This window comes from Pseudomonas sp. S2_B07 (genome assembly GCF_054668435.1).
This window is the reverse complement of sequence record NZ_CP162769.1, coordinates 371,450-387,224: the sequence shown is the minus strand read 5'-3', so window position 1 is coordinate 387,224 and position 15,775 is coordinate 371,450. Positions and strand designations below refer to the sequence as shown.

Annotated in this window: 13 protein-coding genes; 10 read left to right on the top strand and 3 right to left on the bottom strand. The window is 53.2% G+C overall.

Annotated features, from left to right (window positions below):
* Window positions 1-45: 45 nt before the first annotated feature.
* The gene (gene dsr1, locus AB4N43_RS01850) at window positions 46-3,204 is read left to right on the top strand and encodes an anti-phage defense-associated sirtuin Dsr1 (protein ID WP_460152976.1); all 3,159 of its coding nucleotides are present in this window, start codon (window positions 46-48) and stop codon (window positions 3,202-3,204) included.
* Window positions 3,204-3,824, top strand: coding sequence for a hypothetical protein (locus AB4N43_RS01845; RefSeq protein ID WP_460152974.1), 621 nt, complete (start codon window positions 3,204-3,206; stop codon window positions 3,822-3,824). The genes dsr1 and AB4N43_RS01845 overlap by 1 nt, the downstream gene beginning before the upstream one ends.
* A gap of 433 nt (window positions 3,825-4,257) precedes the next feature.
* Here AB4N43_RS01845 and AB4N43_RS01840 read toward each other — a convergent pair whose 3' ends face one another.
* The gene (locus AB4N43_RS01840; RefSeq protein WP_460152972.1) at window positions 4,258-4,590 is read right to left on the bottom strand and encodes a hypothetical protein; all 333 of its coding nucleotides are present in this window, start codon (window positions 4,588-4,590) and stop codon (window positions 4,258-4,260) included.
* Window positions 4,591-4,775: 185 nt separating this feature from the next.
* Window positions 4,776-5,060, bottom strand: a complete 285-nt coding sequence (locus AB4N43_RS01835) for a helix-turn-helix domain-containing protein (RefSeq protein ID WP_019649822.1) — start codon at window positions 5,058-5,060, stop codon at window positions 4,776-4,778.
* An 84-nt stretch (window positions 5,061-5,144) separates the two neighbouring features.
* Here AB4N43_RS01835 and AB4N43_RS01830 point away from each other — a divergent pair, with 84 nt between their 5' ends.
* The 8 genes from AB4N43_RS01830 (at window position 5,145) to AB4N43_RS01795 (ending at window position 12,907) form a co-directional block, all read left to right on the top strand.
* Window positions 5,145-5,672 carry a hypothetical protein gene (locus tag AB4N43_RS01830; RefSeq protein ID WP_460152970.1) on the top strand — a complete coding sequence of 176 codons (528 nt, stop codon included), beginning with the start codon at window positions 5,145-5,147 and terminating at the stop codon, window positions 5,670-5,672.
* Between the two features lie 193 nt (window positions 5,673-5,865).
* Complete coding sequence (locus AB4N43_RS01825) at window positions 5,866-6,039, top strand: hypothetical protein (RefSeq protein ID WP_191629402.1); 174 nt, start codon at window positions 5,866-5,868, stop codon at window positions 6,037-6,039.
* A gap of 165 nt (window positions 6,040-6,204) precedes the next feature.
* Window positions 6,205-7,017, top strand: coding sequence for an inositol monophosphatase family protein (locus tag AB4N43_RS01820; RefSeq protein ID WP_460152968.1), 813 nt, complete (start codon window positions 6,205-6,207; stop codon window positions 7,015-7,017).
* 318 nt (window positions 7,018-7,335) lie between these two features.
* Window positions 7,336-7,815: a hypothetical protein gene (locus tag AB4N43_RS01815; RefSeq protein WP_460152966.1), complete on the top strand. Its 480-nt coding sequence runs from the start codon at window positions 7,336-7,338 to the stop codon at window positions 7,813-7,815.
* On the top strand, window positions 7,806-9,395 hold the full coding sequence (locus tag AB4N43_RS01810) for an SAVED domain-containing protein (protein WP_460152964.1): 1,590 nt from the start codon (window positions 7,806-7,808) through the stop codon (window positions 9,393-9,395). Before AB4N43_RS01815 ends, AB4N43_RS01810 begins: the two co-directional genes overlap by 10 nt.
* 13 nt (window positions 9,396-9,408) lie before the next feature.
* Entirely contained in the window at window positions 9,409-10,683 is a 1,275-nt protein-coding gene (locus AB4N43_RS01805) for a nucleotidyltransferase domain-containing protein (protein ID WP_460152962.1), read from the top strand.
* Between the two features lie 17 nt (window positions 10,684-10,700).
* The gene (locus tag AB4N43_RS01800) at window positions 10,701-12,374 is read left to right on the top strand and encodes a HesA/MoeB/ThiF family protein (RefSeq protein ID WP_460152961.1); all 1,674 of its coding nucleotides are present in this window, start codon (window positions 10,701-10,703) and stop codon (window positions 12,372-12,374) included.
* Window positions 12,371-12,907 (top strand): Mov34/MPN/PAD-1 family protein, encoded by a 537-nt coding sequence (locus tag AB4N43_RS01795; RefSeq protein ID WP_460152959.1) that lies wholly within the window; start codon window positions 12,371-12,373, stop codon window positions 12,905-12,907. The genes AB4N43_RS01800 and AB4N43_RS01795 overlap by 4 nt, the downstream gene beginning before the upstream one ends.
* 43 nt (window positions 12,908-12,950) lie before the next feature.
* On the opposite strand, the gene AB4N43_RS01790 is transcribed toward AB4N43_RS01795, so the two are convergent.
* Complete coding sequence (locus AB4N43_RS01790) at window positions 12,951-13,508, bottom strand: 3'-5' exonuclease (RefSeq protein WP_460152957.1); 558 nt, start codon at window positions 13,506-13,508, stop codon at window positions 12,951-12,953.
* Window positions 13,509-15,775 lie beyond the last annotated feature (2,267 nt).

Here is a 15,775-nt window from a genome sequence, read left to right as displayed (position 1 = left end):
CGCCTGACCTCAACCATTCCCCGTCCCCTTATCGAGACCCGCTGAATGCCGCAATTCGTCCAAAATGGCCCCTACATTCCCGAACGTTTGCTGCAGGCGCATGAAGAGGGGCGAGTGGTGTTCTTCTGTGGGGCAGGCATCTCCTACCCCGCACGCTTGCCAGGGTTCCGCGGCCTCGTGGAGGAGTTGTATCGGCGCCTTGAGCCGAATGCGAGTGGGGTGCAGAAACTGGCAATCAAGTCCAAGCAATACGACACCGCCGTCGGACTGCTGGAGGCTGTAGTCGGGCGTGAGAGAGTTCGGCGGACTATGGCGAGCATTCTCACGCCAGACCTGAGCTCGCCCAAGGCAACCGCAACCCACAAGGCCCTGTTGAACCTGGGCAGGACTCGCGATGGGCGCACGCGGTTGATCACTACAAACTTCGACCGTTTGTTCGAAGAGGTGACTCCCGCGGCGACGTTTCCGGTCCACGTCTTCCAAGCGCCCCTGTTACCCGTACCAAAAAATCGTTGGGACGGGGTGGTGTATCTTCACGGCCTACTGAGCGAGGCCCCCACAGCGAGTGAACTGGATCGCCTAGTGATTTCCAGCGGTGATTTTGGCCTGGCGTACCTCACTGAGCGATGGGCCGCGGGATTCGTGAGCGAGCTGTTCCGCAATTACACCGTTTGTTTCGTGGGTTATAGCATCACCGACCCCGTTCTTCGTTACATGATGGATGCTCTGGCTGCCGACCGCCTGCTTGGCGAATCGTCCCCGGAGATGTTCGCGTTTGGCAGTTACTCTCAAGGCGAGGAGGAAGATCGCGCCAACGAGTGGGAGGCCAAGAACGTCACACCGATCCTCTACAAGGAACACCGCCGTCATGCGTACCTGCACAAGACCCTGCAGGCATGGGCGGAAACCTACCGCGACGGCGTGCGCGGCAAGGAGCGCATCGTCGTTGAAAGCGCGATTGCTCGCCCTCTGGCAAGTACCGGGGAGGACGATTTCGTGGGTCGCATGCTTTGGGCGTTGAGTGACCGTCACGGCCTGCCTGCCAAGCGCTTTGCCGATTTGGAGCCGGTGCCTTCGCTGGATTGGCTAACGCCGTTGAGTGAGGCTCGCTTCGGCCATATCGACCTTGCCCGGTATGGCGTTCCTCCGAATACCCGCTTGGATAAAAAGTTGGCTTTCAGCTTGATACGCAGGCCCTTGCCTTACCCGCTGGCCCCATTCATGAGCGTGGTAGAAAGCGATGGTGTCATCGGTCTGTGGGATCCGGTGATGGGGCATTTGGCGCGGTGGCTGACTCGCCACCTGGATGACCCGGCATTGTTGCTTTGGCTCATCAATTGGGGCGGCCGTTTGCACGTCAATTTTGCCTCAGGGATTGAGCACAGCTTAGAACAGCTGGCCACCCTCGAGCGCGAAGGTAAAACCGACGAACTGGCCCGCATGCGAGCCGGTGCTCCCAATGCGGTACCCGGGCCTCTGATGCGTACGCTTTGGCGGCTGCTGCTCGGTGGCCGCGTCAAAGTCAGTCCGCGGGCACTCGATTTATACCGTTGGCGAAACCGATTCAATCGTGATGGGCTTACATCGTCCCTGCGTCTGGAGTTCAGGGAATTACTGTCACCACGTATTTCGTTGCGTGCGCCGTACGGCTCCTCCGCCGAGGATGGAGAAGGCCAAGAGCAACAACAACTCAAGGATTTGGTTGAATGGGAGATCGTCCTGATGGCGGATGACGTCCATTCCAACCTGAAGGATCTTTCCAGTATCGAGCGCTGGCAAGGAGCACTGCCCGGCCTTCTCACCGATTTCACGGGCCTGTTGCGGGACGCGCTTGACCTGATGAGGGAACTGGGGGGCGCTGATGACAGGCGTGACAACTCGTACACGCAGCAGCCATCGATCGATGTGCACCCACAGAACAACGACTACAACGACTGGACAGCGCTCATCGAGCTGGCGCGGGATGCCTGGCTGGCCACGGCTGCGGTTTCGCCAGAGCGCGCAGCCCTCGAGGCGGAGCTCTGGTGGACCATCCAATATCCTCTTTTCAAGCGCTTGGCTTTTTTTGCTGCAACGAAAGGTGATGTCATAGGCAGTCGCCGTGCCCTTGACTGGCTATTAGCGGATGACCACTGGTGGCTTTGGTCGTTGGAGACTGAGCGTGAATCCACACGCTTGCTCGTTGCCCTGGCGGAGAAGGGCGATCCTGGGATGGTCCTGGAGCTTGAACGCGCCATTCTTGCCGGCCCGTCTCTCACGATGTTTGATGACGGTGCCGATCCCGACCGGCTGGCTCGTGTTCTGGATAGGGAGGTATGGCAGCGGCTGGCTAAGGTCGCCGGCGCCGGCGCCACGTTGAGCGCGGTTGCGCAGGAGCGCCTGGATGCGCTCGGCCGGCAGTACCCGGAGTGGGAGTTGCCGCAAGATCAAAGCGATGAGTTTCCATACTGGAGCGGAAGCGACGATGACTGGCGAAAGTTCACTGCCACACCACGCCGACGCGGTGAATTGATCCAATGGCTAAAGCAACATCCAGACGCAGATTACTTCCAGCAGGATGATTGGCGGGAGCGTTGCCGCGACAACTTTGCAACTACTGCCTGCGCCCTGTGGGCCCTGGCGCAAGAGAATTTTTGGCCGGCAAGCCGCTGGCGCGAGGCGCTGCAGGCATGGTCTGAGGGCAAGCACGTCTCACGCGCCTGGCGTTATATGGCACCCGTATTGGCTGGGGCACCGGATGAGGCCATGGCGTCACTAACTCAGGGTGTGAGCTCCTGGCTGAGAACCATCGCTAAAACCTTTGTTGGGCACGAGGAGGAATTCTTTACGCTCGGGCATCGCGTCCTGGAATTGCACAACCGCGACGGCAGTGAGACGGACGACCCCGTTGGACGAGCCATCAATCATCCCGTGGGGCAAGTCACTGAGGCGCTGCTCCAATGGTGGTACCGGCAGTCACTGGAGGACGGGCAGGGGTTGTCTGTCGAGCTTAAGCCCACCTTTACGGAACTCTGCGATGGCAGGATTGAAAAATATCGGCATGGGCGTGTCTTGCTTGCGGCCCATGTTATTGCATTGTTCCGGGTTGACCGTGACTGGGCCACGGAACACTTGCTGCCTCACTTTGAATGGCAGCTCTCTGAGCATGAAGCTCGCGCAGCTTGGGAGGGTTTTTGTGGTCGCCCCGCCTATACCGCCCTCTGATGGAGGTGCTGAAGGGCTCGTTTCTGGATTCCTCTCGTCACTATGAAGCGTTGGGCAAACATCGTGTGCAATACGCCTCACTTTTGACTTATGCCGCACTGGACCCGGGTGATACGTTCACGTCCTCTGAGCTTGCTGGCGCTGTCCGCGCACTTCCTCCAGAAGGATTGCGGTACGCCGCAAATGCGTTGGTTAATGCTCTGGAAGGAGCAGGCGATCAACGTGCGGACTACTGGGCGAACCGGGTGGCCCCCTTTATCAACAACCTCTGGCCAAAAGGCCGGGACGTTATGACGCCGGTGATTGCCGAAACCCTGTCCCGCTTGTGTGTAGCGGCGGGCGGAGCATTCCCTGAGGCTATGGAGATACTTCGTGCGTGGCTACAGCCATTGGGTCATCCAGAGCCCGCGGTGCGTATGCTTCATAAAGCGGACCTTTGCAGGATTTTCCCTGAACACGCCTTGGATTTTTTGAGCCTCGTGATCGGTGAACAAACCCAGTGGCCACCCACCGATCTTTCCAACTGTCTGGAAGCTATCCGAACCACTGAGCCAGCGTTGGAGGAGGATCCACGCTACGAACAGTTGCTGAATTATCTACGTATGCATGGGTGCGGATGACAATCAATAGCGGTAGTTCGTGAATGGCTGCTTTTGGCCGATTCTGTTGAAACAGTCGGTTTTTTCAGAATGCCGCAGGATGGATCGGTGAAAGCGCCTCTTCGGAACGCTTCTACGTGAAATCTTATCTTGAAAGGCTCTGCGGACATTCAGGATTTCAATCTCCGAAGCGTACTTTTCTGCTTTAAAAATACGGCCGACTTTTTCAACAGAATCGGCCAATTTTTACCTGTCGCCACCGTCAGTTATGTGGTTTGGGCTGGCGAGCAATTAACATTGAGAGCGGTATGGAGTGAGGATGTTAAATCCAGTCCGGGATACGACTACCGCCCCCTAATCTTTTAGGCTTCATTCGACACGACCCTGTCGGGTGCTCCGCGGTAACCGAATGCGGTTTAATGCCCAGGCGGGTGAGCCAAAGCGAAGTACCCACTTACATCGACTTGACCGATACCACTTCCACAAATCTGAATTTTTTTCTGGCTGTCTTAGTAGCTTCTTGTTCTGCAACTAGGGAGCTCAGCGTATCGGCCTCATGTACCATCTCGTGCATCTCGCCTTCAAATTCATTTCCCACACGGAGCGTGACTCTCAACCTAGGTACGAAGCCTTTTGAGACTGACTTTTTCTTCTCTGCCTTCACCGGTTGCACGATCACAACATCCGGGACTGTGTCCTGCACGTCCGGGTGAATTGCCGGCGCAGAGGGCTCAGGATCACCGAATAGTGCACGGCGCATCTCATCTTCCATCAATTCTGTATTCACGCTATTTCTCAGAAGGGTGTTACCTGGCCAGCACGCCATCGGGACCATGCTGGAGATTCTCGTATACCTTGAGATTGACTAGGAGACTTCCCCCGGAACCCTCAAGTTGCTCAAGGTCGATGTGCCTGACTCAGTACGAAACGCCAGACAACGCTCCGCAATATTTCGACATCACCGGCTACGAGCTAAGAGTTTTGGTCCGTGTTGATCTCACGCCGAATACGTTCAAGCAGCGAGTCTAAATCTGTATCCGGATCGAGGAGCAAAAAACTCTCAAGGAGGAGGGTAAGCGGGTGCACCCCCATTCTGTCGGCAAGCTCCGATGCCTTTTCCAATGTAACGTTCTTAAGGCCGCGCTCAAGCGTACTCAGATACGTCCTGCTACTGACGATTCCAAAATCTTCTTGGGTCAAGCCCCTGCGAAGCCGTGTGTTACGTAACGCAATGGCGAACGCTTCCTTCAGTTCCATTTTGCTTAATCCACAAAAGGAACGATGAAGCCTTTTTGAACTCTATAGAGCTACAATCTATAGTGTTCATTTTGAGAGAGATTTATGCCCGCACTTCAGATTAGCGCCCGTCAGTTATCTGCGACGAGTAATGAGCATAGTCCTTCAACCATGCTGATGGTCGCGGTGGCGAACGTTGCTCAGCCGGAGCAGGGGATAGAGATAGTCAAACGCTTCTCCGGCCAACATCTGATCGACCTGTTCAACGAAATGGATCGGCCTGATTCAGATAAGGCCATCGTTGGTGTCCTGCTGGCAATTCCTCCAAAACTTAACGGCTCTCCGCGATGGATCGCTGAGAATGTGTTTGATTTTGGCCGAGTCGAGCTAAGGTTAGCGGATGACGCTTGCTTAGATACATACGCCTACCGGCTTGCTTCAAAAGCTGTATTCAGAGACAACGCTAAGGTCGACCCAGCAGATATCCTGGGCTGGAGATCACTCTATGAAACGTCCAATGCGAATGGTGACGTTGATCCAGAGCTTGTCGCCCATCAAACCTGGTTGTCTATCGTCATCACTCGAATGGTCAACGCGGTAAATCTACCTGATGAGGAAGATGCCCCTGAGTAGTTGTCGACTCTCCATTGGTACCGTAGCTCAATCCCAAAGGAGACCTTTTTGCAGATCAAACCGGGGAGGAGGGTACGGATACTTCTGTCTTTCAAGCGTATCGACCTCCACGCTAATCATCGCTGCCGGCGATAGGCCACGAGGAGCGCGACGACGAAGCCCCCTTACCCAACAGTGTTCACGAGAGTCGGCCATGAAAGGAAGACGTAAAGTCAAAACGTCTAAGTGGTTTTTAAAAGCTCAATTTGAGGCCGAAGCTCAGCGCATGATGGCAAATAGATCTAATGAAGCAGCACATAGATTTCTTGATGCGGCCTCGCAATTCGGAATAGAACATGAACCTACTGGGCGACTTGCGGGCGGCTAGCATAACGCTAATCCTCAAGGTGACCGCGGCTCCAAACGCCTATTTTCGACCCATTACATGTTGTCAGATAATGCCCCCCTGGATGCATAGACAAATCTGAATTGCCTAGCTGACAGCCTAACCCTCATCAAGCGTCCCAGTATTTCTTCCGATATTGAGAGCCCCATGCACAAATCAGATCTTCCAATGCTACTCACTCAGACTATCGAGGTAGTTATCCGCGCGGGGCAGCTACTTATTGCGGAATGGGCGAGGGTAAATGGACCACGAGGGAAGGGCGATAAGGCCATAGTAGACATAGAAATCGAACGCGTTCTACGCCAGCAACTTCTAGGACTTTTTTCTTGTGACTTCTGGGGCGAGGAAACCGGACATAGCCTCACGGGACATTCCTGGTGTTGGGTCGTCGATCCTAACGACGGTACGAGTGATTTTCTCAAAGGTCTCAAAGGGTCTGCCATTTCTGTCGGCCTTCTGCATAAGCAAATTCCGGTATTGGGCGTGGTCTACGCACCAGTCACTGTTGAGGGCTCGCCTGATTGCATCGCCTGGTCTGAGGGACTACCCGATTTGTTACGCAATGGACAGCCAGTAGCAAGAAAGCTTTCTGGACTGGCGTTATCAAGCGGCTCCTACGTGATGGTGAGTGCCGCCGCGATCATCAAGCCAGAGATCAATCGTGAGCTCTGTACCCCCAGCAGTTTTGTTGCGATGCCCTCAATTGCCTATAGGCTTGCAAAAGTCGCCGCAGGAGATGGCGTCTGCGGAGTTTCTCTGTACGCGGTTTCTGCACATGACGTCGTTGCAGGACACGCGTTGTTGCGAGGAGCGGGTGGCATTTTGCTCAATGAAAATGGTGAGCCAATTTACTATGTAACGGTCTCCAGACGCTGCTTCGGGGGATCAGAGATCGCGTGTCGGACATTGGTGGCTCGAGATTGGAATCGTATTTTCACAGCGGAGGAGAGCCAAGCTTAAACGGCAATCATTGACTTCGGCGTTTATAATCAAGCCATAGCAATGTTGACGCCTGAGGTGTCAGGCACTTCGCCCGCTGCTCCAGCAGTGCGCTTCGTGCAGCAGGAGAATTGGAAGGTAACTAGGAGTTCAAACCCATGACGATTGATCCCGCTAAAGATGTCAAAGCTACCGCGATCGAGGCATTCAGTCGGGTCGAGAGCTCAGCTCCTGCGGGCAAACCTGAAGGACCATGGAATAGACGTGTGTCATCGTCCGGGGGCGGCGCCTGCAGGAAGAGATGAGAAGCGTCGGACTATCGAAGAAAGAGAAGAGGAAATGGTTGCCCTTGCCAGAGCTCATATTCTGACGTGCGGCGACTTCCTTCTAGTTCAGGACTTGGCTAACCATCTGGGCATTCACGTTGAGCTCCTGAGTCCCGCACTCAAGGGGTGGGAAGCGGACCACCGAATTTTCTCGATCGATCACGATGGCTGCAGGTCTTTTCCAGTTTACGCGTTCCCATCGCAAGGCGGCGCCAGCCCGATTCCCGGTCTTAGAGATGTATTATCTGTTCTCTGTCCCATGAAAGATGGTAAGGGCGTTTCATTCTGGTTTATCTCTCCTAACGCATGGCTTGAAGGCAAGCGCCCACAGGACCTCCTTTCCACCGAGCCAAGCCGTGTTTTTGCTGTTCAGCACATGATCGCCAACTCAAAAAAATGGCACATTGCTATTGAAGTCGTGTTTTTGCACCCTCACATAGGTGGAGTCCACCTGAAAATTCGGTCAGGGATTAGAGCGATAAAATGTCCATAACGCCTGTGACACCGTTGAACAGCAATACATTCTCCGGCAGTTTTGATGATGAGGAACTTGCCATCTGGCTGGATGGTTGCCTGAATCAAAAACACCGAGTGGCTTATGTCCATGCCGGGTATCTGTGCAAGCTGGTTGACCTCGATGAGGCCAGCCTCGTTCTTTACCCATCTGATCCGGGGTCAAACGCCAAATCAAGCTTGAAGAAGTTGGTCGGCAAAAATCTGCTCCTCAGTTTAGAGATGCCGATTGAGGAACTACTCGATACCAAGGCAGCAGACAGGGGCTGGGCATTTACTCAAGTACAGAGTAAACCCCAAGTGGATGCTTTTATCGCTACCCGGAATGAGATACTCGGCAAAATCAGTGGTAGAGGACCAGACATTTCCGAAAAAACAGCACAGAAGGTCTGGGCTGATGCTGGCACGAGATGCATGTTTGAAGGCTGTGGCCATGACCTCTCCGAGGTTAAGCTCTGGACCAAAGCTGCTCGAGTGGGATATTTGGCGCACATTGTTGCATCAGACCCTGAAGGCCCGCGGGGAAATCAAAGCGACTCTCACCGTCTCGCAGATGTCCCGGATAACATCATGTTGATGTGCGATGAACACCATCGCCTGATTGACTCTTTTGCACCTCAGATTTACACCGCAGAAATCCTGAACGGGATGCGTCAGTCTCACAGGGATATCGTTCGTAATTATTTGAATTCGCTAGCGTTTCCTCGCACGAAGGCAGTGACTTTGCATGCGAATCTGGCAAACGTACCGACCTATTTCCATGACTCTGAATTGATTGAAGCCATTGTGGCGACCAGACGAGCCATGGAGCCCGGCGTCATTCATTACGTGCGTCGCAAATCTCAGCGAGACGACCGTCATCTGCCTGAGTTTTGGTACCAATATTTGAGAGAGCATGAGAATCATATTCGAGAGCTCGTGACCGGATTCAACTCCAGCAGTGGATTGAACACTGAAAATTTGGCCATCTTCCCTCTGCACCATATCCCGACCTTGGTTCTGGCAGGTCGAGTAATGGGTGAAGCCCAGGCTATTCAGATCTTCCAGTATGACAAGGTCCGAAAAACCTGGGCTTGGGACTCGAAGGCTAATGCTCATTCACCAGGTACTTTTAGTGTTAACTCTCTGCCGCCGGATCGCGCAGACGAGGTTTTTATAACTCTTGAGCTGTCGGCAAGCCTTGATGAGGACGCGTTGTCTGCTGATTTCAAAGCAGCGGTGGATTCCGGCCAGATGCCCTGGATTCGCGTAACGACTTCAAAGACAGGAGCTGACTGCATCGGGTGCTCGGAGGACCTCGATCAGTTCGCGCAAGCTGCCCGAAGAGCGATTGTTCACGCTCAAGACGTGATGAGGGTTCAAAAGGTGCACCTTATCGCTATCAGTCCTGCCAGCACGGTGTTCCGTTTCGGCCAGATGCTGCAGGCAGGTCACCACCCTGAGTACGTTGTTTATGACCGCGCAGGTCGCGACTACAAGTTTGTTCCTGCCCTATCAATCACGGGTCATCACGTATCAGCCACTGATGGACAACAGTCCGTCAAAATTTCTCTTCGATAACGAGCCTAAAGCCATGAGTAATACCAGAAGCGCAGACTTGGTGATCCACGCTGAACAGGCACGTCCCGTTCGGTTGACGAAGTCTTTTGAGTCGTACTCTGGTCTGCTCGACAGTCTGGGGTCTCACGCTCAAGACAGGCAGCTCGAATACAGGCATTGGGAAAAAGCACTCAATGAAGTGAATGTGCACATCACGGTGCGTGAAGATGAAATCGCGGCTGCAAAAGATGCGTATCAAGTAGTGGCTGAGCACCTGGCGGCGAATCTCTCCTGGCCCCCCGAGGCCATTTCAATTTTGCCTCAAGGTTCGGCCAGCACCAAAACCTTGATTCGATCGCCCAACGGAGGCGAAAAATTCGACATCGATGCAGTATGCCAGGTTGATATCTCTCGCATTGAGGCCTCAAACCCAATGGGCTTCTTTGAGTCTATTGGAGGGGCGTTGGTTGATCTGGAGGCTGAAGCTAAAAGACGTTGCTGGAATATCCCTTTTCCTGGCCAGCCGTTTTACCTCGAATTCACCCCATCCGTGCCGTTGGATACCGTTCCCCCGCAGACCTTTTACTCGATGGCGCCACGCTATCGTGTTGCGCGATACAAGGAAACGGCCTTGGCTGTGGTGGACACTCCAACAAAAAGCTGGAAAACCTCCAACCCTGCGGGCATGAGCAAATGGGTAGATGACACTGCCAAGCGTCCTCTCGTCCTTGTCGCAGCGATGGAGTCGTTGGCGAAAAGCCGGGTACTAGATAGTGTTGCACCTGTGCCGGATCAGACAGTGGAAATTACCGATACCCTCCGGGTAGCCATTCGCCTGTTCAAGCGTCATCGGGATATGTGCGTGAGACGCGGAATCATTGAAGCGGGGACCAAACCGATCTCTGTGATCATTGTTACTCTGCTGACCAGTTGCTATGAAGGTTTGGCTGATCTGAATCGGGTATTTGAACATCCCGTACAGGTATTGGACGAACTCGCGGCCTACATGCCGCACCTCGTTTTTAAGCTTGGCGACAAGTACCGAGTGGAAAACCCCACCGTTGAGGGAGAGAATTTTGCTGAGAAATGGAACGATGACGGGGGGGAGCGTTACAGATCGTTTATGACCTGGTGTGAGGCGCTTTCTGCTGATCTCAAAACTATTCTTGTATTAACTGACCCACCAGCTATTTCCAAGCGTGTGCGCGAGGTGTTCGGTATTCCGGCTCCAACCGGCGGTGGGAGCGGTCTGCCCACGATCGAGACCCCAAAACCTAGAGCCACTCCGGCAACCTCTGGGCTGGCTTGAACGATGGGGTGAATTAGTTGACTTTAAACCTGGCCCTCATACGCGACCAATTCCCGGATTTGCAGCCTTCAGCCTTAAGCCGGGAAGGGGGCATAACTGCCTACCAATTGCAGTTGCCTCCTTTCGAGCAGGAAAGGGGATTCAAGTGGGCTGAGTTACGTCTGCCCGACGGGTTCCCTGAGTGCACCAAAGCATTCATTCAACTGTCCCCCGATGCGGTGCTGCGTATTCCGCATCTTGACGGTGCTGGGATCCTTTGTATGGAGGGTGACCCCGGACCGGGCTTGGGTTACTCCTCTGAGGAGAGGATTCTTTTTCTTCTAAAGGCCTATCTGGAGCAGTTCCTAAAGCCGTGGTTGAATGGCGACCTGGACGGAGCCTTCGAGACTGAAACACTCAACTATTGGGCTATCGAGGTGTCTCGCGCCCGCTCGAAAACTGATCCAGTGAGAGCTGTTTGGACAGTTGATCCCCCTCCAGCGAAGGCGACGATCAGGAACGGTTTGCTCCTGATGCCGAATAGGATCATCGTTGCCGCGGATGAGGCTGTACGAATCACCAATCGCCTGGTCCAGATCGCGGGTGCCCGGCAGCGTACGCGGGTGTTGGTTGCGGACATCCCGATTTCACATGTACTTACTCCAGCCACTTGGCCTAAATCTGCGGTTGATCTGGATCGCATACTCAAAGGCCGGCTTCCTTCCGCGGAGTATTCGAAATTTCAATCACATCGAAGCCGGCGCGGCCGAGGGATTCATCGCGTGGTCCTATTGAGGAATGCTGAAATTGCCTTCGCATATCTTCTTCCAGGCGGTCCGCCAACGGTGCTGGACATGGGCAAGGGAAAGAAATCGTTTCCCTCTTTACCCAAAGTGCTGCCACTCACCACATCTCGCTTAGATCCGAATTGGACAGTCGGGCGAGACCAGCATCCGGAAGTTGGTTGGCGTCAGGCGAAGCATGTATTGGTGTTAGGAGCAGGGGCTCTCGGGAGTCCGATAGTCGATCATCTTGCCAAGGCTGGAGTTGGCAAGATATCGCTGGTGGATGCTGACATCATGTCTCCTGCGAATGTCGGGCGGCATCTACTTGGGGTGGAGTCTATTGGCGAAAGGAAGGTGTGTGCAGTTGCCAAGCGAGTCAATTCAGCATACCCCGCGACAGAGGTAGTTCCGTATGCCAAGAGCACAGCCGGGTGGCTAAAAGAAAACTCTTTAGCTGATGTACACGCAGTGCTCGACCTCACCGGCGAGCCAGATGTACGAGTACGGGTCGAACGCGCTCGACAGGAGCACCCATGCCCTTTGCTGGTCGGCTGGATGGAGCCCTATGTCGCTGCGGCTCATGTTTGCTCTTTACCGTCCGGGCAATTATGGCTGCAAGGAGCAATAGACCCTTTGTACAGCTTGCAGGCGGTGGTGTGGCCCAACGAAGTTATCCAGCAAGAACCCGGATGTAGCAGCCGGTTCCAGAGTTACACCGCAGCTGCGGCAGAACACGCTGTCGCATTGGTGGCTGAGTGCGCGTTGGAGATGATCGACGCCGTAGTAGAACCAATCCTCCCGAGAGTGCGGAGCTGGGTGCGCGGGCAACACTATCTGGATAAGCATTGGCCCGGACTGACACACAAGGAGTGGGCGAGCGTCGCATCTGAATTTGACGGCCTGATACTGGCGAGGCCGTTTCCATGAGCAGGATCTTTTTCTATCCCGACAACAGACAATATGTCCTGTTCACTGACCATGCCTTGGTACACATGTATGCACACGCTCAACGCCGGCTCTGGCAGAAGGAAGCAGGTGGAGAGATTTTTAGCTCAGAGCCGGACTCAAATGGACTGATCATCAGTAACGCCATGGGGCCGAATCCTACTGACCATCGACGCCGGCACGCTTGGAATCCGGATGTAAAAGCATCTGACAGGAACAGGCAGAGCGAATTCGAACAACACAGACACGCAGTAGGTTTGTGGCATACACATCCGGAGAGCACTCCATCCCCATCCTGGCGTGATGAGAAAACTACCTGGGAATACCTCGACTCCTTTCAGGGCGACAGAATTCGTTATCTCATGGTGATCATCGGCAACCGCGGCAGCATTCCGGGCATGGCTGTCTGGGTGGCCAGCGGCCAATCATCTCGCGACTGGCTACAGCTAGGCGAAGCTACAAGTCGGGCTGAAGTGGATGATCCCGAGATTCGGCGATCGCAATGTGCCGGCTAAGACTCGTAGCTTTTCGTGAGGCAATACGAGGCACGCAGAATATTCACCTTTGCTGAAGCGGTGTGATTGCCCTTATCAAGCGAAATAGCTCTGCCTGGTACTGAGCGTCTTGCAATGCCTGATGGTTTCCATCTGACTTGGGGTGAAGTCGAGCGGCCATCTGGCTGGAACGTGTGCCGGCCCAACTTGATCCTGTCGCTCCCATATAGAGCGCTTTGATATCCAGGGCGGCAAAGCCGAAAGGGTTCGACTTTAGGAAGTAGTGAAAATAGTAGTTGATAAACGACCAGTCAAATGGGGCGTTCAGTCCAACAAACACGGGAACACCGTCCGCGCCTGCTATGTTTGCCACCCAATCCTGAAACATCCTCATCGCATTTTCTGGACTTAACCCTTCAAGAGCGAGTGTCTCCAGGGATAGTCCGGTCACTGCCAGCGCCTCGGGATCGACGTTGGTCGAAATTGGCTTGAGCTCACACGCAAACACCTGTCCGGGATCGTCGACGTTACAAGCTCCGATCGTAAGCATGCTATACACACCGGGAATCGGGCCAGAGGTCTCGACGTCAACCGAGATATAAACTTCACGCTTTTGGCTCATGAGATCAAAGTGTCTGCTGAAATGAGAGTGGGACGCCCTTTATGGTGTTTCAGTTTTTGGGGCATGCATGATGGTGGATTTGTACGATATCAGTTTCTTTGCAGATTGTTGTCGAGTGGAGCAAGGTTCCATGCTTTAGAAACCGTACTTTGTACCGCTCAGACCGTCCAGTAGCATTTTTTGCGGAGGGGCCGAGGTTGATTCGTAAAAAGAGTTTCGCTAGCGTTGTGGCTTCAGAGTCTAAACCGGCCTAGCAACTGCCCCAGGTTTTCTGCTGACTGCCCGAGACGTCAACTTGCTTCAATGGATTGGTGCATAAGGTGTCGAGCGCAGAGATCGATCTGTCAATTGCTCCCTGCGTTTAACTGAACTTTTTCCGGCGATCGGTTAGCTTTCAGCTCTTTCGGATGAAATTTTTTCCATCATTGCACTCGACTCTTCGTCAGTTTTAAGCTGAGGGTTGCACATGATGGATTCCAACACTTTATTCGGTGTGCTCAAGACGGGTGCGACAATCGATAATTGAAGGTTCTTGCTCATATCCGCTGCTTCTTTAATCGTTGTTCGAGGAATGCACGCAATGCTTAAAAGACCCAACCAATGCTATTTTTTTTCGGGCATTGCATTCTGACGGTATGAAAGATTGGTACCTGCTTTGCATACTTAGCGGTATGGCATTGCAAGCTAGACCAGATAAGGAGTCGATCACTGAGATAACGTCGGAAGTAGCTAGCCGCATGCAGGCAATATCGCGACAGGTTGAGACGCCGGAATCAGCATTATTCCTCCAGGATTATACCCCGGAGCACCTACGTGCCTTCGAAATCGCTTTCGCCCCTCTGCTTATGTCATCTCTTGGTCTGAATCCAGACTTTGAACTTCTCCACGACCCTGTCACTCTGGAAGTCATAAAAGACCGTTTCAGTCTTCGAGTAGACGATGTGGAGCACTCTGAGGTCTTCGTATGGGAGTGATTGCCTAAATGTGCTCCCAGTGATGCGATCGCGTGCTTCGAAAGGTGTGTTGGCCGGACGGATATGACCCGTTGCCACGGGATACCCAGTGCCACCGCTTGAAGTTGTTCGTTATGCCATGCTGGCTAGGAGGAGGGGAGACGACCATCGACAAACGATCTTGCACTTACAGTGCCTGCGGCAGTACTTACGAACAAAGCCTAAATAGTAATGAAATTATGAGCTGAATGTAAAAAAATTGATTTTAAGCCAAAGTTTAAACTTGGGGGCGACGTTAGGAACCAGAGCTGGCAGGATTTATTTGTAACATTTGCCGCCGCGCGACTCTCGCTTATGGTCCTTTCAGTGTCAGGGCGAAACGGTGAAGACTTCAACGAGAATTGTAGTCTGTGCCACGGGGTGAGGAAGGGTATATGTTCCATCCAGTCTTGGAGGGCTGCACGGGCAAGACGGCCTCTCTAAGAGATAAGCTGGCCAGGGCAAGAGTATTTTAGAGAGTTCATTGAAAGATGATCCAAGTGTCGACGATCGCGTCCAATCAGTATGACGCAGAAGTTGTAGAGTAGGTAGGTAGGAATGAATGAATGAAGCAGCAAGGAGCATATTAATAACTCAACTAAATAGATGTTTAGTTGAGTTACGCAAAAACTCCCATTACTTTACAAAAAAAACACTGCAACAGAACATTTTGACGTAAGGCTGAAGGGGGGGACCAAGAGGGCATAGACGACTAATAGTGCGTAGTCTATTCTCAAGAGTAAACCTTGTGGGAGCACCTATCAATGGAGAAATACACTGAGACCTCCACGCCCATCTTGGACATCGTTCTGGTTGATGACGAGGGTCGGCGCTTACCTCCACCCGTCATGACGGTTATCGTTGATGAAAGAACGCGGGTAGTAAGTGGACTGACAATTTCAACTGGGAATCACGGTGGGGTTCTAGAAATACTCAAAAATCAAAGCGACTAATCGGCAAATGATTGGAAGCAGTGCAGCGTGGCTCCCTGCAAACCTTCTGTATCTCGCTGTAAATTAACTGGAATTGATATTCCACAGATGAGGGCCGTGAAAATTTGTAAGCAGACATCGCGCTCAAAGATGCGAATTTTAAACAGCGTCGAATTTGAAAGGAGATTTGAGTGCCAAAATTGTTTCATTGTGACGAAACCTGCAACGGCCGCGCTATGGCTGTGGCCGCTCAGATGACTCCCGAACAAAGCCTTTAACAAACCGTGCTGGTGAGGCTAAATTTATACAGTCACTCTGAGACCCACGTATCATTTTTAACTGA

What these genes read in the sequence shown, in the direction of transcription:
- AB4N43_RS01810 (WP_460152964.1), top strand. Translation starts at nt 7,806, where the DNA reads ATGTCCATAACGCCTGTGACACCGTTGAACAGCAATACATTCTCCGGC.
- AB4N43_RS01820 (WP_460152968.1), top strand. Translation starts at nt 6,205, where the DNA reads ATGCACAAATCAGATCTTCCAATGCTACTCACTCAGACTATCGAGGTA.
- AB4N43_RS01790 (WP_460152957.1), bottom strand. Translation starts at nt 13,508, where the DNA reads ATGAGCCAAAAGCGTGAAGTTTATATCTCGGTTGACGTCGAGACCTCT.
- AB4N43_RS01825 (WP_191629402.1), top strand. Translation starts at nt 5,866, where the DNA reads ATGAAAGGAAGACGTAAAGTCAAAACGTCTAAGTGGTTTTTAAAAGCT.
- AB4N43_RS01795 (WP_460152959.1), top strand. Translation starts at nt 12,371, where the DNA reads ATGAGCAGGATCTTTTTCTATCCCGACAACAGACAATATGTCCTGTTC.
- AB4N43_RS01805 (WP_460152962.1), top strand. Translation starts at nt 9,409, where the DNA reads ATGAGTAATACCAGAAGCGCAGACTTGGTGATCCACGCTGAACAGGCA.
- AB4N43_RS01830 (WP_460152970.1), top strand. Translation starts at nt 5,145, where the DNA reads ATGCCCGCACTTCAGATTAGCGCCCGTCAGTTATCTGCGACGAGTAAT.
- AB4N43_RS01845 (WP_460152974.1), top strand. Translation starts at nt 3,204, where the DNA reads ATGGAGGTGCTGAAGGGCTCGTTTCTGGATTCCTCTCGTCACTATGAA.
- AB4N43_RS01835 (WP_019649822.1), bottom strand. Translation starts at nt 5,060, where the DNA reads ATGGAACTGAAGGAAGCGTTCGCCATTGCGTTACGTAACACACGGCTT.
- AB4N43_RS01815 (WP_460152966.1), top strand. Translation starts at nt 7,336, where the DNA reads ATGGTTGCCCTTGCCAGAGCTCATATTCTGACGTGCGGCGACTTCCTT.
- dsr1 (WP_460152976.1), top strand. Translation starts at nt 46, where the DNA reads ATGCCGCAATTCGTCCAAAATGGCCCCTACATTCCCGAACGTTTGCTG.